Here is a 25,633-nt window from a genome sequence, read left to right as displayed (position 1 = left end):
AAAACTTCGTGTAGGGGCAAAAGATCCCGCCGCAGAAGATCCCGCCGGAGGAACCATCGTCCTCCGGCGGGGCGACCGCTGCGAGCGCCTCTCGGGGCCTCGTCAGGCGCTCAGGGTCGACGGAGGCTCCTGGGCGATGGTGAAGCGCACCTGCGCCTGGGGGCGGTGATCCTCGGACAGCGTGCGCCAGGTGCGCTCGGCCTCCATGCGGCTCTCGAAGGGGCCGACCACCCGCTCGGTGCCCTGGACGATGGTTTCGCAGTCGCAGGAGGTGTACTCGCCGCCGACGACCCAGAAACGGGACTTCATCATGATCGATCTCCATTGGTGACAAAGGTGAGAGGGATGGGTTGAGGGTTGGCCGGCCTCACTCGGCCGCCTGAAGCTTGGCCGGGTTCTGGAACTGCGCGGTCTCGGTCGATTCCGCCATCGCCGTGGTGGAGGACTTGCCCCCGGTGATGACCACCGAGACCTGGTCGAAATAGCCGGTGCCGACCTCGCGCTGGTGGCGGGTGGCCGTGTAGCCGTCGGTCTCGGCGGCGAACTCACGCACCTGCAGGTCGGAATAGGCGCCCATGCCGCGGTCGCGGTAGCCGCTCGCCAGTTCGAACATGCCGTAATTGAGCTGGTGGAAGCCGGCCAGCGTCACGAACTGGAACCGGTAGCCCATGGCGCCGAGCTCGCGCTGGAACTTGGCGATGGTGGCGTCGTCGAGCTTCTTCTTCCAGTTGAAGGAGGGCGAGCAGTTATAGGCGAGCAGCTTGCCCGGATGATGCTTGTGGATCGCCTCCGCGAACCGGCGCGCATCGTCGAGATCCGGATGGGAGGTCTCCCACCACAGGAGGTCGGCGAGCTCCGCGTAGGCGAGCCCGCGGGCGATGCAATGGTCGAGGCTCCTTCAGGCGGTAGAAGCCTTCCGGGGTGCGGCTGTCGGGCTCGATGAAGGGCCGGTCGCGCTCGTCCACGTCCGACGTGATGAGCTTGGCCGATTCCGCGTCCGTCCGCGCCATGATCAGGGTCGAGGTGCCCATCACGTCGGCGGCGAGCCGCGCGGCGATCAGGTTGCGCTCGTGCGCCGAGGTCGGGATGAGCACCTTGCCGCCCAGATGCCCGCACTTCTTCTCCGAGGCGAGCTGGTCCTCGAAATGCACGCCGGCGGCTCCGGCCTCGATATAGGCCTTCATGATCTCGAAGGTGTTGAGCGGCCCGCCGAAACCGGCCTCCGCGTCGGCCACGATGGGCAGGAACCAGTCGCGCTTCGCGCCGCCCTCCGCATGCTCGATCTGGTCGGCACGCTGGAAGGTGCGGTTGATGCGACGGCACAGTTCGGGGCCGGAATTGGCCGGATAGAGAGACTGGTCCGGATACATGGCGCCCGCCACGTTCGAATCCGCCGCCACCTGCCAGCCGGAGAGATAGATCGCCTCGAGGCCGGCCCGGGCCATCTGCATGGCCTGATTGCCCGTCATGGCGCCGAGGGAATGGACATAGGGACGCTCCTGCAGCAGCCGCCACAGGCGCTGCGCGCCGCGCTCGGCGAGCGTGTGGGCGATCGGAAAGGATCCGCGCAGCCGGGCCACGTCCTCGGCCGAATAGGGCCTGCGGATACCGTCGAAGCGCCCGTCGGGAGCGGCGGAGATCAGGTCTTGCAGGGAGCCCGAGTTCGGCTGATGGGTCATAGCGATCCGTCCTTTTACATTTCTTGACAAAACCATCCCGCAGTCCAGAATTATTGCAGAGCAGCAGGACGTCTTGATGGAATAATCCGCGAAGAAGCATTTGTTTCAACGAGGAATTTCAAAAGAAAAGTCGCCTTGTAAAGCTTTGACTCGACAGGTCGTGTAAACTTGTAAAAAGATTTACAACATGGATGAGAGCAGAAAGCTTTTCGTGGGTCCACGCCTCAAGCGGCTTCGGCGCGAGCTCAACATGAGCCAGTCGCGCATGGCCGAGGAGCTCGGGCTCTCCCCGAGCTACCTGAACCTGATGGAGCGCAACCAGCGCCCGATCACCGCCCAGGTGCTGATCCGCCTCGCGCACGCCTATTCCCTGGATCCACGCGAATTCGCCAACGACGATCACGAGCGCACCGTGTCGGAACTCGAGGAGGTCTTCGCCGATCCGCTCTTCCGCGCGACCCCGGTGGCGCGGCTCGAGCTGCGCGAGACCGTGGAGAGCGCCCCCTCCCTGGTCGACGCCGTCAACCGTCTCTACCGGGCCTATCAGGCCCTGCGCGGCGCCCGCGAGGCGGTCATGCCGAGCCCCAGCGACCGCGACCGGGCCGAGGACGCATCCCAGGTCAACCCGGTCGACCGGGTGCGGGAGCTGATCCACGAGGCGAAGAACCATTTCGCCGAGCTGGACGAGGCCGCCGAGGCTCTGGCGTCCGACCTCGCCCAGACGGGCCACGAGCCGTTCTTCGCCATGGCCGAACGCCTGCACGCCCGGCACGGCATCCGGGTGCGCGTCATGCCCGTCGACGTGATGCCGGACAGCCTGCGCCGCTACGACCATCACCGGCGCCAGCTCCTGATCTCCGAACTGGTGGATCCTTCCGGCAGAACCTTCCAGGCCGCCTACCAGCTGGCCTTCGCCGAGATGCGCGAGACCATCGACGGGCTCGCCGCCCGCCTCGAGCCCGCGGACGGTCCCGCCCGGCGGCTGCTGCGGGTCTCGTTCGGCAATTACTTCGCCGGCGCCCTCATGATGCCCTATGGCCGGTTCCATGCGGCCGCGGAGGCGCTGGGCTACGACGTGGAGGTGCTGGGCGCCCGCTTCGGCGCGAGCTTCGAACAGGTGGCGCACCGCCTCACCACGCTGGCCCGCCCGGGGGCCCGGGGGATCCCGTTCTTCCTGGTGCGGGTGGATTCCGCCGGCAACGTGTCGAAGCGCTTCTCCTCGGGCCGGTTCCCGTTCTCGCAGTTCGGCGGCACCTGTCCGCTCTGGAACCTGCACTCCACCTTCCGGATTCCGGGACAGGTGGCGACCCAGGTCGTCGAGCTGCCGGATGCCTCGCGCTGGTTCTCCATCGCCCGCATGGTCCGGCGCGCCTTCAACCCCTGGGGGGCGCCCGATCCGCAATTCGTCGTGGGCCTCGGCTGCGAGCTGAAATACGCCCACCGCCTCGTCTATGCCCGCGGCCTCGACCCGGCTTCCGCGGACGCGACGCCGATCGGGGTCAACTGCCGCCTGTGCGAGCGCGCCGCCTGCCCGCAGCGCGCCGCCCCGCCCCTGATGCATGCGCTCATCGTCGACGAGATGAAGCGCGGGATCTCGCCCTTCGAGTTCGACGCGACCTGAATGTTACGCCCGCAGGCGTTTCGGTAACGGATCGTCGAGCCAGTGATCCAGGAACCGGTCGAGCCAGCGGGAGACATGGGGGTCGTGCTGGAAGCGCCCGGCGAGCTGCCGGACCCGGTCCTGCGCACCGGGCATCTTCAGGCGCTCCTCGGCGTGCACGGTCCAGCGGCACAGCATCGCGTGGGTGACCTCCGGGTGGAACTGGAGGCCGAAGGCCCGCTCCCCGACCCGGATCGCCTGGGTGGGAAAGTCGTCCCCCGTCGCCAGGGTCTCGGCCCCGCTCGGGCAGTCGAAGCCCTCCCGGTGCCAGTGATAGACGTGGCTCGGCCAGGAAACGCCCCAGTCGCGGCTGAGGGCCTCTCCGGCCGGCGTCGGCAGCAGGGGGTAATAGCCGATCTCGGCCCGGCCTTCCGGATGGGCCCAGACCCGGGCGCCGAGATGCCTGGCCATCATCTGGGCCCCGAGACAGAGGCCCAGATAAGGCTTGTTCTCCTTGAGCGGCACCTGGATCCAGTCGATCTCCGCCTTCACGAAATCGTCAGGATCGTTGGCGCTCATCGGGCCGCCGAAGATCACGGCTCCGGTGTGCTCGGCAAGGGTGTCCGGCAGCGGGTCACCGAATCGGGGACGGCGGATGTCGAGGGGATAGCCGCGCTCCACGAGCAGGCGCCCGACCCGGCCGGGGGTGGAATGCTCCTGATGCAGAACGATGAGGACGGGTGCCCTGGATCGCCGCCTAGGCATGGGTACGATCCGATCCGGGAGCATTCATGGGCCTATATCGGCAATCACGCGAGGACATGGGGCGATTATTCGAGCCGGGCAGCCTTCCCGCAAGAGCCTCAAAGGACGATCAGCCATGCTTCATCCGGATAGGCGTCCGGCCGGGGATCTCGCGCATCGTGCGGGCCCGGATGGCCGCGCCGGACGATGCGCTGCTTGAGAAGGTGAGCAGCGGACCCACTTTTGGGATCGGTGCTCTAGGCGGGGGCGGAAGACCGCCCTAAGATCACACCGTAACAATATCATATGTTATGGCGGTTCTGCCCGGTTTTTGCTTGGATCTGCAAAAATGATAGAAGCGTCTGATTCTCCAGGCTTGAAGTCCAGACCATCCTGCGCATCTTGCTTCCGTGCCCTGCTGAGCCATCGGCGGGCGCCCCAGCGTGAAAGAAAGTAAACCCGTGACTGACAGCGTAACCAGCGACGGCGATCTCAACGGCCTGCGCATTCTCGTCGTCGAGGACGAAGCCGCGATCTCCCTGCTCCTGGAGGACATGCTTCTCGACTTCGGCTGCGAGGTGATCGGCCCGGCCGCTCGCCTGTCGGCCGCCCTTGACGCTGTGGCGCGCGAACAGGTCGATCTGGCGATCCTCGACGTGAACGTCGCCGGCGAGCCGATCTATCCGGTCGCCGAGGCCCTGGCGCAGCGGTCGATCCCGTTCGTCTTCTCGACCGGCTATGGCAGCGCGGGCATCCGCGACGCCTTCCGCGACCGTCCGGTTCTGCAGAAGCCCTTCGCCCAGAACGATCTGAAGCAGAAGCTGCTGATGGCGCGCGGCACGGCGGCCTGACATCGCATCCTGGCGGCCGTTCCTCTCTCCACCTGTTGCGGGAATGCCGCAATCGTTCACCCTGTGCTGCAAAACACATCATCCGAGATGTGAATCGGCTTTGTTCCTGAGCGCATCCTGCTAAGTTCCAGTAACGTTAGAGCAGGTAACCTCACGATCGAGCCGACCCTCCATGTCTTTCCGTTCCCTCAGGTTTCTGGCCGCCGCAAGCGTCCTGGCGCTGTCTCTTGCCGCTGCTCAGGCGCAGGAACCGGTGCCGCGCCAAACGCCCGCTGCTGGCGCCATCGTGGCGGCCAAGGGCGGCGAGGAGATGCGCTTCGTGCGCGAGGATCTCTGGCGCGCCGCCCAACTCCAGCAGAGCCTCGTGGGCGGCGACACCCTGCGCACCAACGCCATCGGCAACCTGGCCATCCTGTTCAAGGACCAGACCCAGATCCGCGTCGGCCGCAACTCGACCCTGACCGTCAATGACGTGGCCGGCGGCGGCGACGCGAACACCCAGCTCAGCCTCCAGGCCGGCAACATCTGGGCCCGCGCCGCCCGCGGCGGCTCGGGCGTGGACGTCAAGACGCCTGCCGCGGTCGCGGCCATCCGCGGCACCGACTGGTCCCTGTCGGTGGACGGCGCGGGCAAGACCTCCCTGGTGGTGCTCGAGGGGGTCGTCGAGCTCAAGAACCCGCAGGGCGCCGTGACGGTGCGTCAGGGCGAAGGCGCTGTAGCGGCGGTCGGTCAGGCACCGACGAAGTTCGTCCTCGTCAGCCCCAACGACCGCGAGCAGATGCTCTTCTACATGACGATGCGCGAGGTGTTCATCAACCTGCCGACCACAACCCTGGACACCAAGCCGTTCAAGGCCGAAGGCGCTCGAATCCAGGCTCTGCCGGCCCAGGCCCGCACCGCGGAGGACTGGCTCATCCTGGCCGAAAGCCTCATGAATTCCGGCGACAGGCGCGCGGCGGCAGCCCCCCTGGCAGAGGCCCGCAGCCGCCCGATGACCCGGGCGCAGCGTGCCCGCGCCGATTATCTCGAGGCCCTCATGGCCGGTGCGGACCGCCGCTGGCAGGACGCGGTCGGGCTCTTCGAGCGCGCGAAGCCCGGTCTCGACTCCCGGCGCCGCGGCTGGGCCGAATATGGCCGCTACGCTGCCGCCTCCATGGCGGATCCCAAGCGGGTCCAGCCGGTCCCGAAGGTGCCGGTCAAGGATCCCAGAACGGCAGAGATCAGCGCCTATCTCACCGGTTTCCGGCAAGACCTCAAAGCCGCCGCCGCCGAGGCCGCCGCGGCCGAAAAGGCGTTTCCGAACGATGCCGGCCTTGCCATCCTGTCCGCGTCCCTGGCCCAGGATCTCGACCATCGCGAGGACATGTACGCGGCGTATGAACGGGCCAAGGGCGCCGATCCGACCGATCCGAACGTGGTCGCCTTCGGGGCGACGATCAAGGCGGACTATGCCCGCGACATCGACGGCGCCCTGGCCGACCTCTACGCGGTCGTGAAAACCGATCCGAACTTCTCGCTCCTCAACCAGATCGGCCTGCTCGAACAGGGCCGCGGCGCCTTCGTCGAGGCCGAGGCGGCCTTCCGGCGCGCGCTCGCCATGGAGCCGCAGAACCCGATCCCTTATGTCAACCTGGCCCTTCTCCTCCTCGATCAGAGCCGGGTGGACGAGGCGGGCGCTCTTATCGACAAGGCGCTGACGCTCGACCCGACCACCGCCTACACGGCCCGCGGACGCTATCTGCTGCAGAAGGGCAGGATGGCGGAAGCGATCGAGTTCATGCTGGCCGGCTCGGCGGTCAATCCGGCCCTGGCCAACGACCAGGTCACCCTGGCCGACGGCTATTTCCAGAACGGCGATTACGAGCTCGCCTGGCAGACCCTCGACAATGCCGACCGGCTCGATCCCAGATCGCCCATCATCCCCATCCTGCGCACGGCCTTCGCCCTCGATCTCTATCTCGCCGACGAGGCGATCCTCGCCGCGCGCGAGGCCCTGAAGCGCTACCGGGACCGGGGCGGCGATTATGCCGGGATCTCGGTCAGCAAGCAGACCGGCTCCTATCCGGTCGAGGCCTACCGCTTCATCAACCTGCACGACTGGGCGCGCTTCTACGCCGACCGCACCTTCGACCCCTTCGAAGCCCAGGGGTATTTCGACCAGGCGATCGTCAGCCGACCGGGTCTCTTCGTGACCGAGCCGACCCTGGACACCGCGGAAGGCACGGACCTCAACAGCGCCGCCCTGAACCTCTCAATCCAGGGATTGCTGCTCGATCCCCTGGCCGTCGCCGGGCGCATCGGGCGCTACGACCCGATCCGCCGGCCGTTTCTCGATACGGAGATCGGCGGCGGGGCGATCGTGCGCGGCGGCCAGGTCGGCTATCAATCGGGCGTGCTGGTCAACGGCTTCGTCAACGAGCCGCTGCCCACGAGCTTCAGCCTCTCCGCGAGCGCCAACGAGGCCCGCGGCGATCTGACCGCCGACAACGAGAGAGGACGGGGCATCACCTTCAGCCTCGGCACCGCACCCAGCGCCGCCGATCGTTTCCTGTTCATGGGCTGGGCGAACGAGGGACAGCCGGGCCTGACCGACATCAACCGGATCGATCTCACGCAGCATGTCGAGCAGGACACGACCAACCTGTTCGGGATGGCCGGCTGGAGCCACACCTTCGGGTACCGGAACGTGCTCTCGGCCGCCGTGTTCGCGACCCGGAACGACACGCTCGAGCGCGGTGAGCTCTGGGATTACGGGTCTTACCCCCAATTCAACTATCCCTACGCGATCCACACGCTCTGGAGTCAGAAGCAGCGCGTGGACGGTCTGGTCGGGGCCGTCAGCCATGCCATCGGGATCGGCGACTTCAATTTCCGCTACGGGCTGGAGGCGCAGGCTGGGCAGCTGCGCGACAGGGGCGTCAGCGACAGCGACTTCTACTATTTCAGCGGCATCAGGCACGACAGCGACAGCACGGCGTCCGAGAGCCCCTTCCGCGGCGGCCGCGCCTATGCGGACGTCCTGTGGCGCCCGAACGACTGGTTCGAGGCCGAGGCGGGGATCCATCGCACCTTCCTCGACGTCAAATACGACAGGCCCGATGTCTGGGTCTCGCCCCGGTTCGGCCTCGGCATCTCGCCGCTGGAAGGCCAATGGCTCCGCGCCGCCTATGTGGAGAATGCCGACACGTTCCTGAGCTACACGCTCGCGCCGACCACCACGGTCGGTCTGATCCCCAACGATGCGCCCGCCAGCGGGCCGACCAAGAGCCTCGTTCTGCGCTGGGACGCGGAATGGACGCCACAGGTCTTCACGGCCGTGGAATATCAGCGGCAGACCCTGAACGATCTCAACGTTCCCAGGATCAACACGCTGAGCAGCTTCGAGGACATCGAGGAGGCCCGCGCCGAATGGCTCGCCGCCACGATCAACGTCTGGCTCGGTCACGGCATCGGCGTCTTCGGCACCGTGGGCGGGGCGACGTCGAAGATCCTGGAAAGCTCGCGGACGGACGAGCCCACAGGGGTCGGCGAGCCGGTTCCCTACATTCCGGAGCGCTTTGCCCGCTTCGGGATGACCTTCGTCCACCCGAGCCGGCTGCGGTTCACCCTGACCCAGAACTTCATCGGCGAACGCTCGGGATCCTACGGGAACGACCGGCTCGATTCGTACTGGACGACCGACGCCGCCCTGACCTGGGAAACGCCGGACCGGCGCTTCCAGGTCGGCGTGACGGCGCTGAACCTGTTCGACCAGAGATATGATTTCGGCTTCGACATCCCGGCTCCGGGCCGCACCGTCGCGGCCAGCGTGAAGGCGCGGTTCTAAGGTGAGCGGCGGAGGATCGACCGCGAGAGACCAGGCCGGGGAGCCCCTCTGGCGTCACTTCGCCATGGCCGGGCTGATCGCCGCTCTGCTGATCCCGGTTCTCGTCTTTCCGCCTTTTCGCCTGATCGAGGCACGGCTCTACGACATTCTCTCGGTCGTTGCGCCGCCTCTGCCGGCGCAGGCGGGCGCCGTGGTGGTGGCCATCGACGAGCCGTCCATCGGCGAAATCGGTCAGCGCTGGCCCTGGTCGCGCGAGCTTCACGCCAGGCTGGTCGAGAACCTGCGGGCCGCCGGCGCGAAGGTGATCGCCTTCGACATCATCTTCGCCGACCCGACCACGGAGGCTGCCGACACGGCTTTCGCAGGGGCGCTCGGACCGGACGTGGTGCTGGCCGCCGACGACGTGACCACGCCGCTGGCCCAGGGCATCCAGGTCACCCGGGTCATGCCTCTCGATCCCTTCCTCGATGCCGGTGCGGCCATCGGCGTGGCGTCGGTCGACCTCGACGGCGACGCCTATCTGCGCCGCATGCCGCCGTTGAAAGACAGCCTGGCGGCGGAAGTGCTTCGCCTGAAGGGCGAACCTCAGGGGCCCGCCCCGGACGGGGCCCTGATCCAGTATTTCGGGCCGGCCCGCTCCTATCCGACCGTCTCCTATTACCAGGCCCTGAAGCCCGACGAGTTCCTGCCGCCCGGGTTCTTCAAGGACCAGGTCGTGCTGGTGGGCCTGAGCCTGAAGCAGGCGACCTCCGCCGAGATCGGCGCGCCCGATACCTTCCCGACCCCCTATACCCTTACGGAAGGCACGCTCACGGCCGGCGTGGAGGTCCAGGCCACGATCCTCGACAATCTCAGGCACAATCTCTACGTGCTGCCCGTGCCCCGGCTCGTCATGGCGCTTCTGGTGATCGCCGGGGCTCTCCTGGCCGCGTCCTTCTCCACCCGGGGCGTGTCCTGGCGGACCGGGGTCGCGGCGGCGTTCCTGGTCGCGTTCTTCTTCGTCGGCGCCTGGACCGTGCTGCGCCTCGGCCGCGTCTGGGCCCCGCCGGCTCTGCCGGCCGCGGCGGCGCTGGCGGTGTTCGGGGCGCGGTTCGGGCTCGATTACGCCCGCGAACGCCATCTGCGCCGCACCGTGTCGGAGGCCTTCTCGCGCTATCTCTCGCCGGATCTCGTGGCGCAGCTCGCGCGCGATCCGAGCGCCCTGAAGCTCGGCGGAGAACGGCGCGAGCTCTCGATCCTGTTCTGCGACGTGCGCGGCTTCACGACCCTGTCGGAGAAGCTGAAGGACGAGCCGGAGCGGCTGACCACGCTCATCAACCGTCTGCTCGATCCGCTCTCCGAAGCGGTGCTCGCGGAAGGCGGCACCATCGACAAATACATCGGCGATTGCGTGATGGCGTTCTGGAATGCGCCGCTGCCGAGCCCGAACCATCCCCTGCGCGCCGCCCGGGCGGCCATGCGCATGCTGGAGGCGGTCGAGACCCTGAACGCCGAGCTGAGCCGGGAGCAGGGCGAGGATGCGCCCCGCTTCGCCATCGGGGTCGGCATCAACACCGGCGATTGCGTGGTCGGCAACGTGGGCTCGCGCTGGCGCTACGATTACTCGGTCCTCGGCGATACGGTGAACCTCGCCTCGCGCCTGGAGAGCCTGTCGAAGGAATACGGCGTCTCCATCGTGCTCGGGCCCGCGACGGCGAACGCCCTGCAGGAACACTTCGTGCTGATCGAGCTCGACCGGATCGCCGTGAAAGGCCGCGCCGAGAAGACGGCCATCTTCACCATCCTGGCGCCCGCAACCCAACGGCAGGATCCGGCGCTCGCCGAGCTGATGGAGCTGCATCCCACGGTCCTCGACACCATCGGGGCCGGACGTCGGGTGGAGGCCCTCGCGCTCGTCCGGCACTGCCAGACGCTCGCCCCCTCCCTGTCGCGCTATTACGGCAAGCTTCTGCTCAAGGCGACAGCGCTCCCGGAATGACCCTCCCGCCACCGGCTTCCGGAGCCCGGGTTCGCACCTTCGTCCCGCACGGTTAGGTCCGACATGCGGTCGGCAGGCCCTTCCGACGACCTGACTTTGCGACCTAATTGCAAGTAAAACAAAGCCTTGCGCTTGAAAAAACAGCCTCTATAAGGTCGCCTCGTTTCCCGCAGCACTCTCTCGTCAAGCATCGCGCCATGGACAAGATTCAAAAACTTGCCCTGGGCAGCATTTTCGTCGGAACCGTTGTTTTCGCTCTGAAATATGCCGCCTATTACATCACGGGCAGCATTGCGCTTTATTCGGATGCGCTGGAAAGCATCATCAATGTGGTGACGGCGCTGGCGGCCTTTCTGGCGGTGCGCCTGAGCGCCGCCCCGGCGGACGCCAACCATCCCTACGGACACCACAAGGTGGAGTATTTTTCCGCCGTCCTCGAAGGCGTTCTGATCATCGTGGCGGCGCTGGCGATCCTGCGCGAGGCCTATTTCGGGTTCCTGTCGCCCAAGATGATCGACGCCCCCATGGAGGGCTTGGCGGTCAACGCCTTTGCGGGTGTCATCAACGCCGTCTGGTCCTGGCTGCTGATCAGCCGCGGACGGCGCATGCGCTCCCCGGCCCTGGTGGCCGACGGGCGCCATCTCCTGACCGATGTGATGACCTCGGCGGGCGTCCTGATCGGCCTTCTGCTGGTTCCCTTCACCGGCTGGTACTGGCTCGACTCCGCCCTCGCGGCCATGGTGGCCATCAACATCCTCTGGTCCGGCTGGGGGCTGATGAAGGAAAGCATCGGCGGCCTCATGGACGAGGCCCTGCCCGAGACGACGCTCGCCCGCGTCCGCGAGGTCATCGCGGTCAACGCGGAAGGCGCCATCGAGGCGCACGACCTGCGCACGCGCCACGCGGGCCGGATGACCTTCATCGATTTCCATCTCGTGGTGCCCGGCCACATGAGCGTGACCGACGCCCACGACATCTGCGACCGCCTGGAGCGGGCGCTCAAGGCCGCCGTGCAGGATGCGCTCATCACGATCCACGTGGAGCCCGACAACAAGGCCAAGCACGCCGGCATCGTGGTTCTCTGACGGCCCGACGGTCTTGCGCGGAGACCTCGCCCGTGGCATTCCTGCGCGCATGACCAACCGTGCGAACCCGGCCGGAACCCTTTGGTGGCGCTCCTGACAGGAGCGGCACGTCGTCATGTTTTCCCCCACGACCCTAGCTGCCATGCGCGGCAGGCAGCGTTCGTGATCCGATCAGGCCCTTCGTCATGGCGGCTCTCATCCGGAGAAGCCCCATGCCTACAGATCTTGATCCACGCCCTGTCATCCTGACCGGAGACCGCACGACCGGCCCGCTCCATCTCGGCCATTATGCCGGCTCCTTGAGGAACCGGGTCGCCCTGCAGCACAGCCACAGGCAGTATCTGCTGCTCGCGGACACCCAGGCGCTCACCGACAACGCGTCCGATCCGTCCAAGGTGCGCCGCAACGTCCTGGAGGTCGCCCTCGATTACCTCTCCGTCGGCATCGATCCGGCGCAGACGACGATCTGCGTGCAGTCCGGCCTGCCGGCTCTGGCCGAGCTCACCCTGCTCTACCTCAACTTCGTCACCGTGGCGCGCCTCGAGCGCAACCCGACCATCAAGGACGAGATCCAGGCCCGCGGCTTCGGGCGCGACATCCCGGCGGGCTTCCTCTGCTACCCGGCCGCCCAGGCGGCCGACATCACGGCTTTCAAGGCGAGCGTCGTGCCGGTCGGCGAGGACCAGGCGCCCCTGATCGAGCAGACCAACGAGATCGTGCGCCGCCTCAACCGGCAGATCGGCCGGGACGTTCTGCCCGAGGCGCGCGCCCTGATCCCGTCGGTCGGGCGCCTGCCCGGAATCGACGGCAGGGCGAAGATGAGCAAGTCGCAGGGCAACGCGATTCCGCTCTCCGCCACGCCCGACGCGATCCGGGATGCGGTCCGGCGCATGTATACGGATCCAGGCCACCTGCGCGCCGCCGACCCGGGCATCGTCGAGGGCAACGTGGTCTTCACCTATCTCGATGCTTTCGACGACGACCATGCCGCGGTCGAGGCGCTGAAGGCGCATTACCGCCGCGGCGGTCTCGGCGACGCCGTGGTGAAGCGGCGGCTGGACGAGATCCTTCAGGCGCTCCTGGCCCCGATCCGGGAGCGTCGTGCGGCCCTGGCGCGGGATCCTGGCCATGTCCTGGAACTCCTGCGGGCCGGCACGCGGGCGGCGCGCGAGACCACGCAGGCCACCCTGGACGAACTGCGCGGCGGCCTGGGGCTGTTCAGCCTGGAGCGGCCCGGGATCGGCATGCCGTGATGCAGCGTCAAGCGGGAGCTGCTCCCTGCCGGCGCTGCCGGAAGCCCGGATCGCGGATCGAAGCCAGGGAACAGGCCGCGCCTGCTTCGATCCCCAACACGAGCGCGGAAAGCCAGCCACGACGAAGATTAATATAAAGTAAACGTTTAGATCTATACTAAGATCGAGCAACATACAGCCGCGCCAATGCGCTTTCTCGCATTCTACTAAGTAATATTCCGTAATGTGCGATGAAGCATGGAACAGTTATAAACAAGACACCTGTTGCAAGCGCGTCGCGGGGGCGTGCGCCTCCCGCGGCGATGCGGGCAGGTCATCGAAGGACTATGCGTTTTCTCAATAACCTGAAGCTGATTGTCAAACTAGCAATCCCGACCTTTATTTTCGTCGCCGTCAGCGTCGGACTCATCGTCATGGCGGATCGCGGCCTGAACAACATAGCGGACGATACCCGGGATCTGGTCGAGCATGACGTCGCCCGTCTGACGGCCATCCTGCAGATCAACGCGGAGGTGAACGAGTCGAGCATCCAGGAGAAGAACCTCATCCTCCTCAATGCCGGCCAGCAGGATCGCCTGAAGAGCGGCGAGACCGTCTATCAGGACTACAAGAAACTGGCCCTGCAACACGCCAAGGAGCTCGTCGATCTCTCGAATTCGGCGGAACGCCGCAGGATCAACGAAGAGATCCAGGCCACCCTGAACGCGTATTTCGACCTCATGGATAAGAGCGTGGCCTTCGCCATGCAGGACAACGACCAGGGCGCCTTGGCCATCTCCAACGGGGAAGGGCGCGATCTTCGCAAGAAGGCCCGTGAACTGCTCACTGCGCGGATCGACGCGAACAAGAAGGCTCTGGCCGAGTCGGCGGACGATGGCGCAGAGCTTGCCAATGAGACATCGACAACCCTCGTCGCATCGGCGGTCGTCGGCCTTCTGTCCGCTCTCGGGTTGATCGGCGCCATCGTGATCGTCGGCATCACCCGCCCGCTCGGTGCGATGGCCGGCGCCATGGAGCAGCTCGCGGGCGGCAACCTGTCGGTCGCGGTGACCGGCACGGAGCGCCGGGACGAGGTCGGGGCGCTCGCCCGTTCGCTGCAGGTGTTCAAGGACAACGCCGTCGAGGCGCGCCGCCTCGCGGCCGCCCAGGAGGCCGAGAACCAGGCCAAGATGCGCCGCGCCGAGCTGCTCGACCAGCTGACGAAGCGCTTCGAGATGAACGTCTCGGCCCTGACGCAGGGCCTTTCCTCGGCCGCCACCGAGATGGAAGCCACGGCCCAGTCGATGACCTCGATCGCCGGCCAGACGACCAGCCAGTCCCTCGCCGTGGCGTCCGTGGCCCAGCAGACCTCGGCCAACGTGCAGACGGTGGCGGCCGCCACCGAGGAGCTGTCGATCTCGATCCGCGAGATCGCCAGCCAGGTCAGCCAGTCGTCGCAGATCGCCGAGCGCGCGGTGGAAGGCGCCCGGCGCACCAACGGCACGGTTCAGGAACTGGCCACGATGGCGGACAAGATCGGCGACGTGGTGCAGCTGATCAACACCATCGCGGGCCAGACCAACCTGCTCGCCCTCAACGCCACCATCGAGGCGGCACGCGCCGGCGAAGCCGGCAAGGGCTTTGCGGTCGTGGCCTCGGAGGTCAAGGATCTGGCCAATCAGACCGCCCGGGCCACCGAGGAGATCTCGCAGCAGATCGCCTCGGTTCAGCAGGCGACCGGCCAGACCGTGGCGGCGATCCAGGAGATCGCCCGCACCATCACCGAGATGTCGCAGATTTCCGTGTCCATTGCGGCCGCCATGGAGGAGCAGGGAGCGGCGACCGCGGAGATCGCCCGCAACGTCCAGGAAGCCGCGCGGGGAACCGAGCGGGTCACCGGCAGCATCGCGGACGTGCAGAACGGGGCCGGCGAGACCGGCTCGGCCGCGTCCCAGGTTCTGGGCGCCGCCCAGGAGCTGTCGCGCCACTCGCACGATCTCGGCCGCGAGGTGTCCAGCTTCCTGCAGGATGTCAAGGCCGCCTAAGGCAGCCTTTCCGTTCGGCGACCGACGCGATCATCGTGGCCCGGCATTCGTTAGCCGGGCCACTTTCTTTTCCGCCACGCTGAAACAAGCCGCAGGCTGAGAGCTTTCTATCTCTGACGGGACGTGATCTCGCTCCTGGAGAAGAGCCCGTCGCAGAGAGCGGAGCGGCATGCTTGTTCGAGCGGGTTCCTGACCGACGCCCGTTCCGCAACATCGATGAACCGGGCACCCGCCCCGGCTTGAACGGATGGAGGCTCGCATAGCGATTGCGCCTGGGCTGAAACCCCCCTCCGCGTCGAAACGTTGAGCGCCGGAGACACCCTTCAGCTCGACAACTTGAGATTGATTGACCGGTTTACCCGGATGAACGTCGATGACGTGTGACTCAGAGTCACCGCGGGCCCTGCTCCATCCATGGACGGGGCCCGTTTGTTCGAGCGGGCCCGATCAAACACGAAAGGCGCCCGGAGGCGCCTTGTCGATGAACGTTCCCGTTCGAAGGAATTGGAGCGGGCGAAGGGATTCGAACCCTCGACCCCAACCTTGGCAAGGTTGTGCTCTACCCCTGAGCTACACCCGCACGCTCCGTCTTCAGATCAGATTGGTGGAGCCGAGCGGGATCGAACCGCTGACCTCGTGAATGCCATTCACGCGCTCTCCCAACTGAGCTACGACCCCAGTCTGATCTGCACTGGCCTTTCGACCAATCTTTCTCTCCCCACCGTGGCGACCCGATGGGCGCCCGGCGGAATGGCAGGTCTTTAAGACCTTGCCGGACCAACCGTCAACCCCTTGGTTTTCAGGGAGAATGGATGGTGCCGCAAGAGGGATTCGAACCCCCGACCCCCTCATTACGAATGAGGTGCTCTACCAGCTGAGCTATTGCGGCATCGCAAGGTTGCGATCCGAGAGGCCGCCCTCTTACCCCCTCCCCTGCTGCTTGGCAAGGGAGGGATAGGCCGGAATGGCTTACCAGACCGAAAAAACGCTGCGACGTGCGGACGCCTGCTCCTTCGGCTTCGGCACGTCCGGAGGCGTGGCCGGGAAGACCACCGGTCCGGGCGACGGGAGCGGCGTTTCCGACCGCATCTCCTCCTTGAGCGGTTCCGCCGTGACGGTCTCCGTCCTGACTTCGGTGTCCGCCGGCGCGGGTTCGGGCGCAGGGACGGGCTCGCTGGAGGGAAGCGGAGAAGCGGGCTCTCCGGCAGGCGCGACGGGCAGGACCCTGACCTCGTCGTCGAGGTCCGCCGTCACGTCGTCGTGCAGGGTGAGCTCGGGGGCGATCAGCACGTCCGGCGGCGCCTGCCAGACGAAGGCGTCGAGGCGGCCGGTCACGGGCGAGATCGGCGCCCAGTGATCCGACACGACCCCGTCCGCGATCCAAGCCGGATCCCGCGGCGCCCGGGTGGCGCGGGCAAGCCACTCGCGTCCCTTGCCGGTAGAGCCGTGCTCCGCCTGCTCCAGGTCGGACATGAGGAGGCAGACGCGCATGGTCGGGCGATCCCGCAACAGAGGCTCGAGGGCATCGCGCGCCCGGTCGAACTCGCGGGCCTCGAGGGCCGAACGCGCCACGGCGAGGCGACCTTCCGGCGCTCCGCTGGAGAGCCGCGAGAGCGTCTCCGCGCGCTTGAGGCGGTCGAGGCCCGAATCGCCCGGACGGAGGTTGAGATAGACCTCCGCCAGATCCGGATGAGGCAGGCTGCGCCAGGCGGTCTCGACCACCTTGGCGGCCCGGCGCAGATCGCCTTTCCGCGACAGGAGACGCCCGGCGAGCGCCGCGGCCGGCACGAGATCGGGCGCGAGCTTCACCGCATCCTGGGCGCTTCTGAGGGAACCCTCCGGATCGCGGTCGATCCGCTCCAGGGCGTCCGCCGTGAGCAGGACCGCCCGGTGGCGTCTCGCCGTCTTCTTGTCGAGGAGACCGAGCGAGGTCCGCCGCTCGACCGTCTCGAGCGCTCCGCGCCAGTCCCGTTCGGCGCAGCGCGCTTCGAGAACCGCATCGCTTGCCCAGGCGGCCGCCGGGGCGAGGCGCACGGCCTCGGTGGCATATTCGTGCGCCGATTCCGCGTCACCCCGGCGGCGCGCCTCGACGAAGAGGCCGCGCAGGCCGAGGACCCGCGTCTCGTCCTCGTCCATCATCTGCCGGAAAGCGGCTTCGGCGACCTCCCGGTTGCCGGACACCTGGGCGGCCTGCGCCTTGAGCAGGAGCGTCAGGGGCTCCTTGCCCAGAAGACGCTCGGCCTCGTTGGCGTAGCGGCGGGCCGCGATCGTGTCGCCGGCGCCGACCGCCACCATCCCGCGCGAGACGGCCTGATAGCCCCGCGAGCGGCGGCGGGCCCGCGACGCGAAGGTCAGCCGGGTGGGAAGCTGGATGAGGCCGGTGACCAGGGACCACAGAAGGGCCAGGGCAAGGGCGAGGCCGGCCAGGGCGATGGCGGCCACCGCCACCGACATCTGGATCTCGTACCCGCCGAAGGTGATCAGAACCGTGCCCGGCCGGTCGGCCAGCCAGACCGCGCCGAAGGCCGCGACGCAGAGAAGACCGATGAAAACGAGAGCGCGCCACATGCGGGGCTGATCCTTTTATTGGGTCGTACGGTTGAGGGTGGCGAGGGCGTCGGAGCTGATCGCCTGCGCGGCCTGGCGCGCCTCGGCGACCGCCTTGACCTGCCGGCCCCAGTCCTCGGAAAGCCGCCGCGAGGGCTCGGGCAAGGCCTCCCAGGCGGCGGCGGCATCCGTCACGTCGCCGTGCTCCAGGGCTTGCCGGATGCGGGCGACGAGGCCGGGAACGCCGGCGGAGCCCGGGTCGTTCACGGGCCTCACCGTCACCACCCGGTCGGCCATGCGCAGAAGCCGGTCGGTCCAGCCCTCGGCCGGGCCGCGGCTCTCGCGCAGGATCGCCGTCTCGACCGGCTCGAAGCTGCGGGCGAGCGCCTCCGCGGTCGGCGCCCCCTGCTGGGCGAAGGGCTCCAGGGGCGCCACGCGGCTCGCGTCGGTCCCGGCCTTCCTGACGCTGTCGAGCACGTCCGCATAGGGCGTCCCGCTCGTCAGGGCATCGTTCAGGCGCCCGGCGAGCACGACCTTGGTCCCGGACTGGCCTGCCGCCTCGGCGTTGCGGGCGTTCTGCGCCGCCTGCTGGGACAGGGCCGCGAGCCGCTGCTCCTGCTCGGTGAAGCGCCTGTCCGTGTCCGTGAAGCGACGTTCGGTCTCGGAGAAACGCCTCTCGGCCTCGCCGAACCGGCGGTCCTGGTCGGCGAGGCGCCGGTCCAGGTCCACGATGCGGCGGTCGAGTTCCTGCGTGGCGGTCGCGGCCTTGGCGGCGGCATCGGTCGCCGCCTGGGCGTTGGCCCGGACCTGCTCGTCGAGGGCCGTCAGGCGATTGCCCAGGTCCGTGATCGCGGCCTCGTTCTGTGGCGCCGGCTGCGGAGCCTCGGGCGCGGGGCGGTTCAAGGCCTCCTGGGCCTGGCTCGCCGCCTGCTGGGCCGTGCCCTGAATGGCCTGGAGCCGCTGGTCCAGGTCGCCTCGGGCGGTTTCGAGCGCCTGGATGCGCTCCGCCAGGGCCTGGGTGTTGGCCGGCGCTTGACCCGTTGGGGCCGGCTGCTGCCGCAGGGCGTTCACCCGCTGCTCCAGTTGGGCGAGCCGCGGGTCGTCCTGGGCGGGCCGGCCTTGCCAGGCCTGCAATCCGTAGAGAAGGCCCGCTCCGATCAGGCCGCCGAGCAGCCCCGAACCGAGGACAGCGCCGGCGGAGCTGCGCCGCTCCGGCGCGTGCGGGCGAGGAGGCACGGCCTCGTCGGGCGCACGCGCCGTGGGAGAATCCTGGAAGGAGCTTCCAGACGACGTGGCATCCGGCTTCCATGGCTCCTCGACGGAGGCTCCGGCCGGGAGCGTGTCCGTGCCGGCTCCCGAATCGAGCGTGGCCTCCGGCGAGGCCACCACGTCCTCGGCCGGAGGCGGGCTGCCGCCCGGGATGGTCCCGTCGAGGATCACATCCGGGGTCGCGCCTGCGGCGATCGTCGTCTCGGAGCCCCCCTCCCCAACGGGGGTTTCCGCAGCGAGAGGTTCCGGACCAAGGGTGTCGGAACCAAGGGTGTCGGGACCAAGCGTATCCGGGCCAAGCGTATCCGAGCCAAGCGTATCCGGGCCGAGCGTGTCCGGTCCGGCCGTGTCCCGGGCGGCACCGGCATGGGCGGTGCCGTCGTCGATGACGGTCGCCTTCAGGTCGAGGGTTGCCGGCTCACGCGAGGGCTTCTTGCGGGACGATTTCGGACGTCGGGGATCAGATGAATCGGTCACGGGTCACTCTTGCATGGGTCTTGCATGGGTCGCTTCGGGCGCGAGATCTTCGAAAGGTCAGTGTGAAAGGCAATTGAGGCAAGCTTGGGCGGAGCGTTTCGTTCCCTCTTTCGTTCCCTCCATCATTCCTTCCTGGCGGCACGATCCCCGAAAACGGGCCGGCCCATCGGACCACGATCCTCCTCGTATGGCAAAGCTTGCCGACGGCCGCATCGCCGGCGGCGCGGCCGCGGCGGTCACGGAGGCGGACCGAGAAGACCGAGAAGCGCGTCCTCGGACGGGTTCCCGGCCACGCGTGTCGCGGCTCCGGCCGCCACGAGGGGCGCGGCCACGTCGGCCGACAGGCAGAGATGGGAAACGGCCCGGAGGTTCGAAGCCAGTCCCGCCTCCTTCGCCAGCCGGACGACGAGATCGGCGCTCCGGCGTGAATAATGGAGCGCGGCGCCGATTTGGCCAGTGCGCAGGGCTGCGGCGGCGGCCTCGGGCAGCGTCTCGACCGCCTTCGCCTCGTAGGCCTCCCAGACCAGGACGCGAAAGCCGGCCGCCTGGAGCGAAGCGGCCGGCTCGTCCTTGTGGTGGCGGCCCGTCACGTGGAGCAGCGCACGGCCCGGCGGCAGGGTTTCGCGAATCAGCCGCGCCAGCGACACCGCGTCCCCGTCCGCCACGGACACGCGGGCGAAGCCCTGCGCGCGAACCACATCGGCCGTGTGCGCGCCCACAGCGAAGACGGGCCTCGTCCGGTCGAGGCCGGCCAGGGCCTCGACCGCATGGGCGCTGGTCACGATGAGCGCATCGCAGGACGTCTCCGGCCCCGGGTCGCCGGTCGCGACGATCCGGGTCACCGGGGCGAGGCAGGCCGCGTGGCCCAGGGCGGCGAGCTTCTCCGCCGTGCGACCGGCATCCTCGGGAGAGCGGGTGACGAGGACCCGCATCAGGCTTTCAGGAAATCGGCCGGCATGCGGGCGCGCAGCTCCGCCCCGGCCTCGCGCCCAAGGGCAGCCGCATCCTCCGGGGCGCCGCGGCGCACGGCCTCCAGGCTCTCCGACCCGTCCGGACGCAGCACGAGGCCGCGGATCTCGAGCTCCTGCCCGATGAGCCGGGCATGGCCTGCGATGGGGGTGCGGCAGGAGCCGTCGAGGATGGTGAGAAAGGCCCGCTCGGCGGCGAGCGCCTGGCCGGTCGGCCCGTCGAGGATGGGGGCCAGCGCCTGCCGCACCCGCTCATCCTCGGCCCGGATCGCCACCGCGATGGCCCCCTGCCCGACCGCCGGGAGGAAATCGTCCGTCTCGAGCACGGTGGTCACGTGCCCGGTGAGCCCGAGCCGGCGCAGGCCCGCCATGGCGAGCAGGGTCGCGTCGACCTCGCCGCGTTCGAGCTTGGCGAGCCTCGTCTGCACGTTGCCGCGCAGGAGGGTGACCTGGAGGTCCGGCCGCAGGCGGAGCACCTGGGCCTGCCGCCGCAGGGAGGCGGAGCCCACCACGGCGCCGCGCGGCAGATCGTCCAGGCTTGAGAAGCGGTGGCTGATGAAAGCGTCGCGCACGTCCTCGCGCGGCAGGAAGCCCGCGATGGCGATCCCCTCCGGCAGGGCTGTCGGCAGGTCCTTGGCGGAATGGACCGCGAGATCGATGGAGCCGTCGAGGAGTGCGATGTCGAGCTCCTTGGTAAAGAGCCCCTTGCCGCCGGCCTCCGACAGGGGCCGGTCCTGGATGGCGTCGCCCGTGGTCTTGATGATCGACAGAGGCAGATGCTCCACGGACCAGCCCTCCCCGGTTGAACCATGGGCGGCGACCAGCCGGTCTTGCGTCTCGTGGGCCTGGGCGAGCGCCAGGGGGCTGCCTCGCGTACCGATGACCAGGGTGGGGGAAGAGGCCATTCTGCCTGAGGTCTCCTGTCTTGAACGATCGGGTTTGATTTGATGCGGCGCGGCGGACTATAGGGGGAGGAGCGCCGGGCCGGAAGCCCGGACAACACCGGAATTGAGCAGCCCCCGACCATGCGCATCCTTGGCATCGAGACCACCTGCGACGAGACCGCGGCCGCCGTGGTCGGAATCGGATTCGACGGACGCGGCGAGATCCTCTCCAACGAGGTGCTGAGCCAGATCGCCGAGCATGCCCGCTACGGCGGCGTCGTGCCGGAGATCGCCGCCCGCGCCCATGTGGAGGTGATCGACCGGCTCGTGGCCCGGGCGCTGAAAAGCGCCAACTGCTCCGTGAAGGACATCGACGGCATCGCCGTGGCGGCGGGCCCCGGGCTGATCGGCGGCGTGCTGGTGGGGCTGACCACCGCCAAGGCCATCTCGCTGGTGACCCGTAAGCCCCTGATGGCGGTGAACCACCTGGAGGCCCATGCGCTCACCGCGCGGCTCACCGAGGGCATCGGCTTCCCGTACCTGCTGCTGCTCGCCTCCGGGGGCCACACCCAGCTCGTGGCGGTGCGCGGCGTCGGCGACTACGTGCGCCTCGGCACCACCATCGACGACGCCATCGGCGAGGCCTTCGACAAGGTCGCCAAGATGCTGGGCCTGCCCTATCCGGGCGGCCCGCACGTGGAGCAGGAGGCCCTGAAGGGCAATCCGGAGCGTTTCTCCTTCCCGCGCCCCATGCAGGGCCGGACGGAACCCAATTTCTCCCTGTCGGGGCTCAAGACCGCCGTGCGCATCGAGGCGGAGAAGATCGCCCCGCTGACCGCCAGCGACATCGCCGATCTCTGCGCCGGCTTCCAGGCGGCCATCGTGGACGTGGTGGTCGACCGCACCCGCGTGGGGCTTCGCGCCTTCCGGGACATCTCCGGCCATCCGACCGCCCTCGTGGTGGCGGGCGGCGTCGCGGCCAACCAGGGCATGCGTCAGGGCCTCCAGCGGCTCGCCGTGGAGGCCGGGCTCAAGCTCGTCGCCCCGCCGCTGGCGCTCTGCGGCGACAACGGCGCCATGATCGCCTGGGCCGGCCTGGAGCGCATGCGGCTCGGCCTCATCGACGACATCGCGGCCCCGGCCCGCGCCCGCTGGCCCCTCGACACCAGCCGCGACGAGGCCGGGGCGAAGGCGTGAGATGACCACCTCGGCAGGCTTGCCCATCGCCCGTCGGTCCCTCTCCTGTCATGGCCGCGCTCGTCCCGGCCATCCCGACGCCATCGGACGCCGCGCCACCCAGATCGGGATCACTGGCAAGGGACCGGTGACGACGAGGGAAGGGACGGTCCGGCCCGGTGGCAGGGAGCCGCGCCGCACCGGCCGGCAGCGCCCGACATGAGCGCGCCGATCCCAACCATCGGCATCGCCGGCGCGGGCGCCTGGGGGACGGCGCTCGCCAATGCGGCGGCCAATGCGGGCAACCCCGTGGTGCTCTGGATGCGCTCGCCCGAGCACGCGGCGGCCCTGGCCGCGACGCGCACCAACGAGCGCTTCCTGCCGGGCGTGGCGCTGCACGAGCGCATCCGCCCGACCGCGGCGCTCGCCGATCTGGCCCAGGCCCGCGCGGTGCTTCTCGTCACGCCCGCCCAGACCACGCGGGAGATGAGCGCGGCGCTCGCCGGCGTGCTGCCGCCGGCGACCCCGCTGGTGCTCTGCGCCAAGGGCATCGAGCGCGCGAGCGGATTTTTTCTCTGCGACGTGGTCGAGGAGGCGCGTCCCGGGGCGCCCGTGGCGGTGCTGTCGGGCCCGAGCTTCGCCGACGACGTGGCCCGCGGCCTGCCCACCGCCGTGACGCTCGCCTGCCGGGACGCGGCCCTCGCGGAAGACCTGGCGACCGCCCTGTCCGGCCCGACCCTGCGGGTCTATCACCGGGGCGACGTGCGCGGCGTCGAGATCGGGGGCGCGGCCAAGAACGTGCTCGCCATCGCGTGCGGGGCCGTGGCCGGCCGGGGCCTGGGCGAGAGCGCCAAGGCGGCGCTGATCGCCCGCGGCTTCGCCGAGCTCCTGCGCTTCGCCCGCGCCTATGGCGGCGACGCGGAAACCCTGATGGGGCTGTCGGGTCTCGGCGATCTGGTGCTGACCTGCTCGTCGGCCCATTCCCGCAACTTCGCCTTCGGCCAGCGCCTCGGCCAGGGGATGAGCGTCGCCGAGGCCGCCGGCGGCAAGCTGGTGGAAGGCGCCGCGACCGCGAGCGCCCTGGTGGCGCTGGCGCGCGCGAAAGCCGTCGACATGCCGATCGCCGAGGCGGTCGACCGGATCCTGTCCGGCGCCTGGACCCTCGACCAGGCGGTCGACGCGCTGATGAACCGACCGGTCAAGTCCGAACACTGAACAGAACGAGTAAGCGTCGATGGCCCACTGGCTCTACAAGTCCGAACCCTCCGTCTGGTCCTGGGACCAGCAGGTCGCCGAGGGCGCGAAAGGCACCCACTGGAACGGGGTGCGCAACCACGTGGCCAAGCAGAACCTGATGGCCATGAAGAAGGGCGAGCAGGGCTTCTTCTACCATTCCAACGAAGGCAAGGCGGTGGTCGGCATCGTCGAGGTGATCCGGGAATACTATCCCGACCACACGGACGAGACCGGCCGGTTCGGCATGGTCGACATCAAGGCGGTGAAGCCGTTGAAGCGTCCCGTCACCCTCGAGGCCATCAAGAAGGAACCCGGCCTCGACACGATGATCCTGGTCAACAATTCCCGCCTCTCGGTGCAGCCGGTGACCGACGAGGAATGGGCCATCATCTGCCGGATGGGCGGCGTGTGAGGGGTTCCCTGTCGTCCTCTCCCCGTCATGGCCGGGCCTGTCCCGGCCATCCCGATCGGAAGAGCGCGGCGCTTCAAGCACGCGGGATCACCGGCACAAGGCCGGTGGTGACGGGGCAGGGTGACCGTCCGGTTCGCGCTGTCTTTCCCCTCATGGCCGGAAGCCGAGGCCAGGGGATGCGATCTACGCTCTCTCTCGGGCCTTCACGCCCCTGAGGTCGAACGGGTCGTGGGGTGCCATGGGGTCGTAGGGGTAAACCGGCCGGGTCAGGAGCACGCGCGCCAGGGCCACCTGCGCGCGGCAGCGCTGCAAGCGCTGCTGATGCTCCACCCGGAGCGTGCTGGCGCGACGGCTTGCCTGAGCGCAGGTTTCGAAACGTTCTTCCAACTTGAGGTCATTCATCGGGAGACAGTTGCATGTCCCCGGGCCGCCCGCCTTCACCCAGGTTAAGACCACGCGCGCCGATGACGGAACCGCCCATGACACGGGCGACGAGCGGTCGGGTATCGGCCAGCAGCTTCTTGGACCGCTCCACGGCGTCCCTCGACATGCGAAGAAGCGCGGCGTCGTACACGACGGACGGAATTCGATCCTGGGGACGATCCTGGGGCAGTCGATCTTGGGGAGTCTTGGCCATGACGGCGCTCCTCGGCCTTGCAGGCGGGAGCGCACGTCTCTCTCAGCCACCGGCGCCTACGGATTCGTGATCGGCCGGTGATGAGCGGTATATGGGGTTCCTCGGGTGAAAGTCCAAGCGCGGCCACGGAGTCTTCTGACACGATGGTCGGGAACCATGAACAAATCCGGTCGCGGATCGTTAAGCCCCGTTGCTGGCAGGGGGCTGACCGTGGATGTGGTGCCGTTCGATCAATGCGCGGATTATCGCCGGCGGGCGCGAGAGGCGCGGGCGATGGCCGGCTGGATCTCGCTGAACGACGCCAAGCAGCAGCTTCTGGAACAGGCGAAGCATCTGGACACGCTGGCCGCGAGATCGAGGAGCGGAAAATGCGCCAGATCGTCCCCCTTCAGGCGCTCAAGCCGGAAGCCTGACGCCCCAGAAGCGCTCTTCGCGTCGCGCCCTCAGCCGCGGTCGATCGCGTCCAGGATGATCCTTCGCCGGACGTGCCACTGCTCCACGAGAGCTTCCAGCTGCCCGAGCAGGTCCCGGGCTTCGGTCGTGTCGCGGCCCTTCTCGACCATCCGCTCGATCCGGGCGATCTGCGCGGAGATCCGCAGATCCCCCTCGACGATGCATTCCTGGATCCTGGCGATGTCTGTCTGAGGGTCGGTCATGGGGCGATCATACCCCGGGTCAACCGATTAACCTATGTTTATCCCGCAGGCCGGGCCGATGCTGCCGGCGCCCGCCCTGCTCCGGAAGGAGCAGAGACCAAAGTCCGATCCCGGCCCCGCTTGCCCGACCCCTCTCTTCTTCCGTAAACCTAGCGCTAATTCCATCGAGGATGCGTTCGGGAGAAGCGCCATGGACGAGAAGATCTACGACGTGCCGGCCGAGTGGACCCACCGTGCCTATCTGGACGACGCGGGCTACCGGGCCAAGTACGAGGCCTCGGTCAAGGATCCGGAGGGCTTCTGGGCCGAGGAGGCGAAGCGCATCGACTGG

The 25,633-nt window shown here is 68.4% G+C and carries 21 protein-coding genes, 3 tRNA genes and 1 pseudogene; 12 read left to right on the top strand and 13 right to left on the bottom strand.

The features are described 5' to 3' along the window. Nucleotides 1-102 precede the first annotated feature (102 nt). Nucleotides 103-312: a DUF4170 domain-containing protein gene (locus tag NF876_RS25565; protein ID WP_262271216.1), complete on the bottom strand. Its 210-nt coding sequence runs from the start codon at nt 310-312 to the stop codon at nt 103-105. 55 nt (nt 313-367) lie between these two features. Beyond that, nucleotides 368-1,679, bottom strand: a pseudogene (gene aceA / locus NF876_RS25560) (isocitrate lyase). Between the two features lie 187 nt (nt 1,680-1,866). On the opposite strand from aceA, the gene NF876_RS25555 reads away from it, so the two are divergent. Continuing rightward, complete coding sequence (locus tag NF876_RS25555) at nt 1,867-3,300, top strand: helix-turn-helix domain-containing protein (protein WP_262271215.1); 1,434 nt, start codon at nt 1,867-1,869, stop codon at nt 3,298-3,300. Between the two features lie 3 nt (nt 3,301-3,303). On the opposite strand, the gene NF876_RS25550 is transcribed toward NF876_RS25555, so the two are convergent. Then, a complete protein-coding gene (locus tag NF876_RS25550; protein ID WP_262271214.1) occupies nt 3,304-4,044 on the bottom strand; it encodes a glutamine amidotransferase in 741 nt (246 codons plus the stop codon). Between the two features lie 440 nt (nt 4,045-4,484). Between NF876_RS25550 and NF876_RS25545 the strand changes: the two genes are divergently transcribed. The 6 genes from NF876_RS25545 (at nt 4,485) to NF876_RS25520 (ending at nt 15,040) form a co-directional block, all read left to right on the top strand. Beyond that, the gene (locus NF876_RS25545; protein ID WP_262271213.1) at nt 4,485-4,874 is read left to right on the top strand and encodes a response regulator; all 390 of its coding nucleotides are present in this window, start codon (nt 4,485-4,487) and stop codon (nt 4,872-4,874) included. 172 nt (nt 4,875-5,046) lie between these two features. Further along, a complete protein-coding gene (locus NF876_RS25540; RefSeq protein WP_262271212.1) occupies nt 5,047-8,700 on the top strand; it encodes a FecR domain-containing protein in 3,654 nt (1,217 codons plus the stop codon). A 1-nt stretch (nt 8,701) separates the two neighbouring features. Continuing rightward, nucleotides 8,702-10,678, top strand: coding sequence for a CHASE2 domain-containing protein (locus tag NF876_RS25535; RefSeq protein ID WP_262271211.1), 1,977 nt, complete (start codon nt 8,702-8,704; stop codon nt 10,676-10,678). A 197-nt stretch (nt 10,679-10,875) separates the two neighbouring features. Further along, nucleotides 10,876-11,763 (top strand): cation diffusion facilitator family transporter, encoded by an 888-nt coding sequence (locus NF876_RS25530; protein WP_262271210.1) that lies wholly within the window; start codon nt 10,876-10,878, stop codon nt 11,761-11,763. 212 nt (nt 11,764-11,975) lie between these two features. Continuing rightward, complete coding sequence (gene trpS, locus NF876_RS25525) at nt 11,976-13,016, top strand: tryptophan--tRNA ligase (RefSeq protein WP_262271209.1); 1,041 nt, start codon at nt 11,976-11,978, stop codon at nt 13,014-13,016. A gap of 326 nt (nt 13,017-13,342) precedes the next feature. Then, a complete protein-coding gene (locus tag NF876_RS25520; protein ID WP_262271208.1) occupies nt 13,343-15,040 on the top strand; it encodes a methyl-accepting chemotaxis protein in 1,698 nt (565 codons plus the stop codon). A gap of 505 nt (nt 15,041-15,545) precedes the next feature. Here the strand turns inward: NF876_RS25520 and NF876_RS25515 are convergent. The 7 genes from NF876_RS25515 to hemC all read right to left on the bottom strand — a co-directional run bounded on the left by NF876_RS25515 (nt 15,546) and on the right by hemC (nt 21,206). Beyond that, nucleotides 15,546-15,620 (bottom strand) — tRNA-Gly (locus NF876_RS25515). A 22-nt stretch (nt 15,621-15,642) separates the two neighbouring features. Further along, nucleotides 15,643-15,718: transfer RNA gene (locus NF876_RS25510), tRNA-Ala, on the bottom strand. Between the two features lie 135 nt (nt 15,719-15,853). After that, nucleotides 15,854-15,929: transfer RNA gene (locus NF876_RS25505), tRNA-Thr, on the bottom strand. Between the two features lie 80 nt (nt 15,930-16,009). After that, nucleotides 16,010-17,608, bottom strand: coding sequence for a heme biosynthesis protein HemY (locus NF876_RS25500; protein ID WP_262271207.1), 1,599 nt, complete (start codon nt 17,606-17,608; stop codon nt 16,010-16,012). Nucleotides 17,609-17,623: 15 nt separating this feature from the next. Then, complete coding sequence (locus NF876_RS25495; RefSeq protein ID WP_262271206.1) at nt 17,624-19,333, bottom strand: COG4223 family protein; 1,710 nt, start codon at nt 19,331-19,333, stop codon at nt 17,624-17,626. A 236-nt stretch (nt 19,334-19,569) separates the two neighbouring features. Next, nucleotides 19,570-20,265 carry a uroporphyrinogen-III synthase gene (locus NF876_RS25490; protein ID WP_262271205.1) on the bottom strand — a complete coding sequence of 232 codons (696 nt, stop codon included), beginning with the start codon at nt 20,263-20,265 and terminating at the stop codon, nt 19,570-19,572. Continuing rightward, a complete protein-coding gene (hemC, locus tag NF876_RS25485; protein ID WP_262271204.1) occupies nt 20,265-21,206 on the bottom strand; it encodes a hydroxymethylbilane synthase in 942 nt (313 codons plus the stop codon). The genes NF876_RS25490 and hemC overlap by 1 nt, the downstream gene beginning before the upstream one ends. Before the next feature lie 120 nt (nt 21,207-21,326). On the opposite strand from hemC, the gene tsaD reads away from it, so the two are divergent. Genes tsaD through NF876_RS25465 form a run of 4 tightly spaced genes read left to right on the top strand, consistent with a single transcriptional unit; the run spans nt 21,327 to nt 24,009 of the window. Further along, nucleotides 21,327-22,382: a tRNA (adenosine(37)-N6)-threonylcarbamoyltransferase complex transferase subunit TsaD gene (gene tsaD, locus NF876_RS25480; RefSeq protein ID WP_262271203.1), complete on the top strand. Its 1,056-nt coding sequence runs from the start codon at nt 21,327-21,329 to the stop codon at nt 22,380-22,382. A 1-nt stretch (nt 22,383) separates the two neighbouring features. Then, nucleotides 22,384-22,584, top strand: a complete 201-nt coding sequence (locus NF876_RS25475) for a hypothetical protein (RefSeq protein ID WP_262271202.1) — start codon at nt 22,384-22,386, stop codon at nt 22,582-22,584. Further along, nucleotides 22,581-23,576: an NAD(P)H-dependent glycerol-3-phosphate dehydrogenase gene (locus NF876_RS25470; protein WP_262271201.1), complete on the top strand. Its 996-nt coding sequence runs from the start codon at nt 22,581-22,583 to the stop codon at nt 23,574-23,576. The genes NF876_RS25475 and NF876_RS25470 overlap by 4 nt, the downstream gene beginning before the upstream one ends. Nucleotides 23,577-23,595: 19 nt before the next feature. Then, entirely contained in the window at nt 23,596-24,009 is a 414-nt protein-coding gene (locus NF876_RS25465) for an EVE domain-containing protein (RefSeq protein WP_262271200.1), read from the top strand. A 183-nt stretch (nt 24,010-24,192) separates the two neighbouring features. Here NF876_RS25465 and NF876_RS25460 read toward each other — a convergent pair whose 3' ends face one another. The 3 genes from NF876_RS25460 to NF876_RS25450 all read right to left on the bottom strand — a co-directional run bounded on the left by NF876_RS25460 (nt 24,193) and on the right by NF876_RS25450 (nt 25,302). Beyond that, nucleotides 24,193-24,396 carry a hypothetical protein gene (locus NF876_RS25460; protein WP_262271199.1) on the bottom strand — a complete coding sequence of 68 codons (204 nt, stop codon included), beginning with the start codon at nt 24,394-24,396 and terminating at the stop codon, nt 24,193-24,195. A 7-nt stretch (nt 24,397-24,403) separates the two neighbouring features. Next, nucleotides 24,404-24,646 (bottom strand): hypothetical protein, encoded by a 243-nt coding sequence (locus NF876_RS25455; protein WP_262271198.1) that lies wholly within the window; start codon nt 24,644-24,646, stop codon nt 24,404-24,406. A 443-nt stretch (nt 24,647-25,089) separates the two neighbouring features. Next, entirely contained in the window at nt 25,090-25,302 is a 213-nt protein-coding gene (locus NF876_RS25450; protein ID WP_262271197.1) for a hypothetical protein, read from the bottom strand. 190 nt (nt 25,303-25,492) lie between these two features. Between NF876_RS25450 and NF876_RS43205 the strand changes: the two genes are divergently transcribed. Beyond that, nucleotides 25,493-25,633: acetyl-coenzyme A synthetase N-terminal domain-containing protein (locus NF876_RS43205; RefSeq protein WP_315975074.1), on the top strand; the 141-nt coding region annotated here is incomplete at its 3' end.

This window comes from Microvirga yunnanensis (genome assembly GCF_025460875.1).
This window is presented reverse-complemented; position numbering and strand designations above follow the sequence as displayed.

What these genes read in the sequence shown, in the direction of transcription:
- NF876_RS25565 (WP_262271216.1), bottom strand. Translation starts at nt 312, where the DNA reads ATGATGAAGTCCCGTTTCTGGGTCGTCGGCGGCGAGTACACCTCCTGC.
- NF876_RS25555 (WP_262271215.1), top strand. Translation starts at nt 1,867, where the DNA reads ATGGATGAGAGCAGAAAGCTTTTCGTGGGTCCACGCCTCAAGCGGCTT.
- NF876_RS25550 (WP_262271214.1), bottom strand. Translation starts at nt 4,044, where the DNA reads ATGCCTAGGCGGCGATCCAGGGCACCCGTCCTCATCGTTCTGCATCAG.
- NF876_RS25540 (WP_262271212.1), top strand. Translation starts at nt 5,047, where the DNA reads ATGTCTTTCCGTTCCCTCAGGTTTCTGGCCGCCGCAAGCGTCCTGGCG.
- NF876_RS25530 (WP_262271210.1), top strand. Translation starts at nt 10,876, where the DNA reads ATGGACAAGATTCAAAAACTTGCCCTGGGCAGCATTTTCGTCGGAACC.
- trpS (WP_262271209.1), top strand. Translation starts at nt 11,976, where the DNA reads ATGCCTACAGATCTTGATCCACGCCCTGTCATCCTGACCGGAGACCGC.
- NF876_RS25520 (WP_262271208.1), top strand. Translation starts at nt 13,343, where the DNA reads ATGCGTTTTCTCAATAACCTGAAGCTGATTGTCAAACTAGCAATCCCG.
- NF876_RS25500 (WP_262271207.1), bottom strand. Translation starts at nt 17,608, where the DNA reads ATGTGGCGCGCTCTCGTTTTCATCGGTCTTCTCTGCGTCGCGGCCTTC.
- NF876_RS25490 (WP_262271205.1), bottom strand. Translation starts at nt 20,265, where the DNA reads ATGCGGGTCCTCGTCACCCGCTCTCCCGAGGATGCCGGTCGCACGGCG.
- hemC (WP_262271204.1), bottom strand. Translation starts at nt 21,206, where the DNA reads ATGGCCTCTTCCCCCACCCTGGTCATCGGTACGCGAGGCAGCCCCCTG.
- tsaD (WP_262271203.1), top strand. Translation starts at nt 21,327, where the DNA reads ATGCGCATCCTTGGCATCGAGACCACCTGCGACGAGACCGCGGCCGCC.
- NF876_RS25475 (WP_262271202.1), top strand. Translation starts at nt 22,384, where the DNA reads ATGACCACCTCGGCAGGCTTGCCCATCGCCCGTCGGTCCCTCTCCTGT.
- NF876_RS25470 (WP_262271201.1), top strand. Translation starts at nt 22,581, where the DNA reads ATGAGCGCGCCGATCCCAACCATCGGCATCGCCGGCGCGGGCGCCTGG.
- NF876_RS25465 (WP_262271200.1), top strand. Translation starts at nt 23,596, where the DNA reads ATGGCCCACTGGCTCTACAAGTCCGAACCCTCCGTCTGGTCCTGGGAC.
- NF876_RS25455 (WP_262271198.1), bottom strand. Translation starts at nt 24,646, where the DNA reads ATGGCCAAGACTCCCCAAGATCGACTGCCCCAGGATCGTCCCCAGGAT.
- NF876_RS25450 (WP_262271197.1), bottom strand. Translation starts at nt 25,302, where the DNA reads ATGACCGACCCTCAGACAGACATCGCCAGGATCCAGGAATGCATCGTC.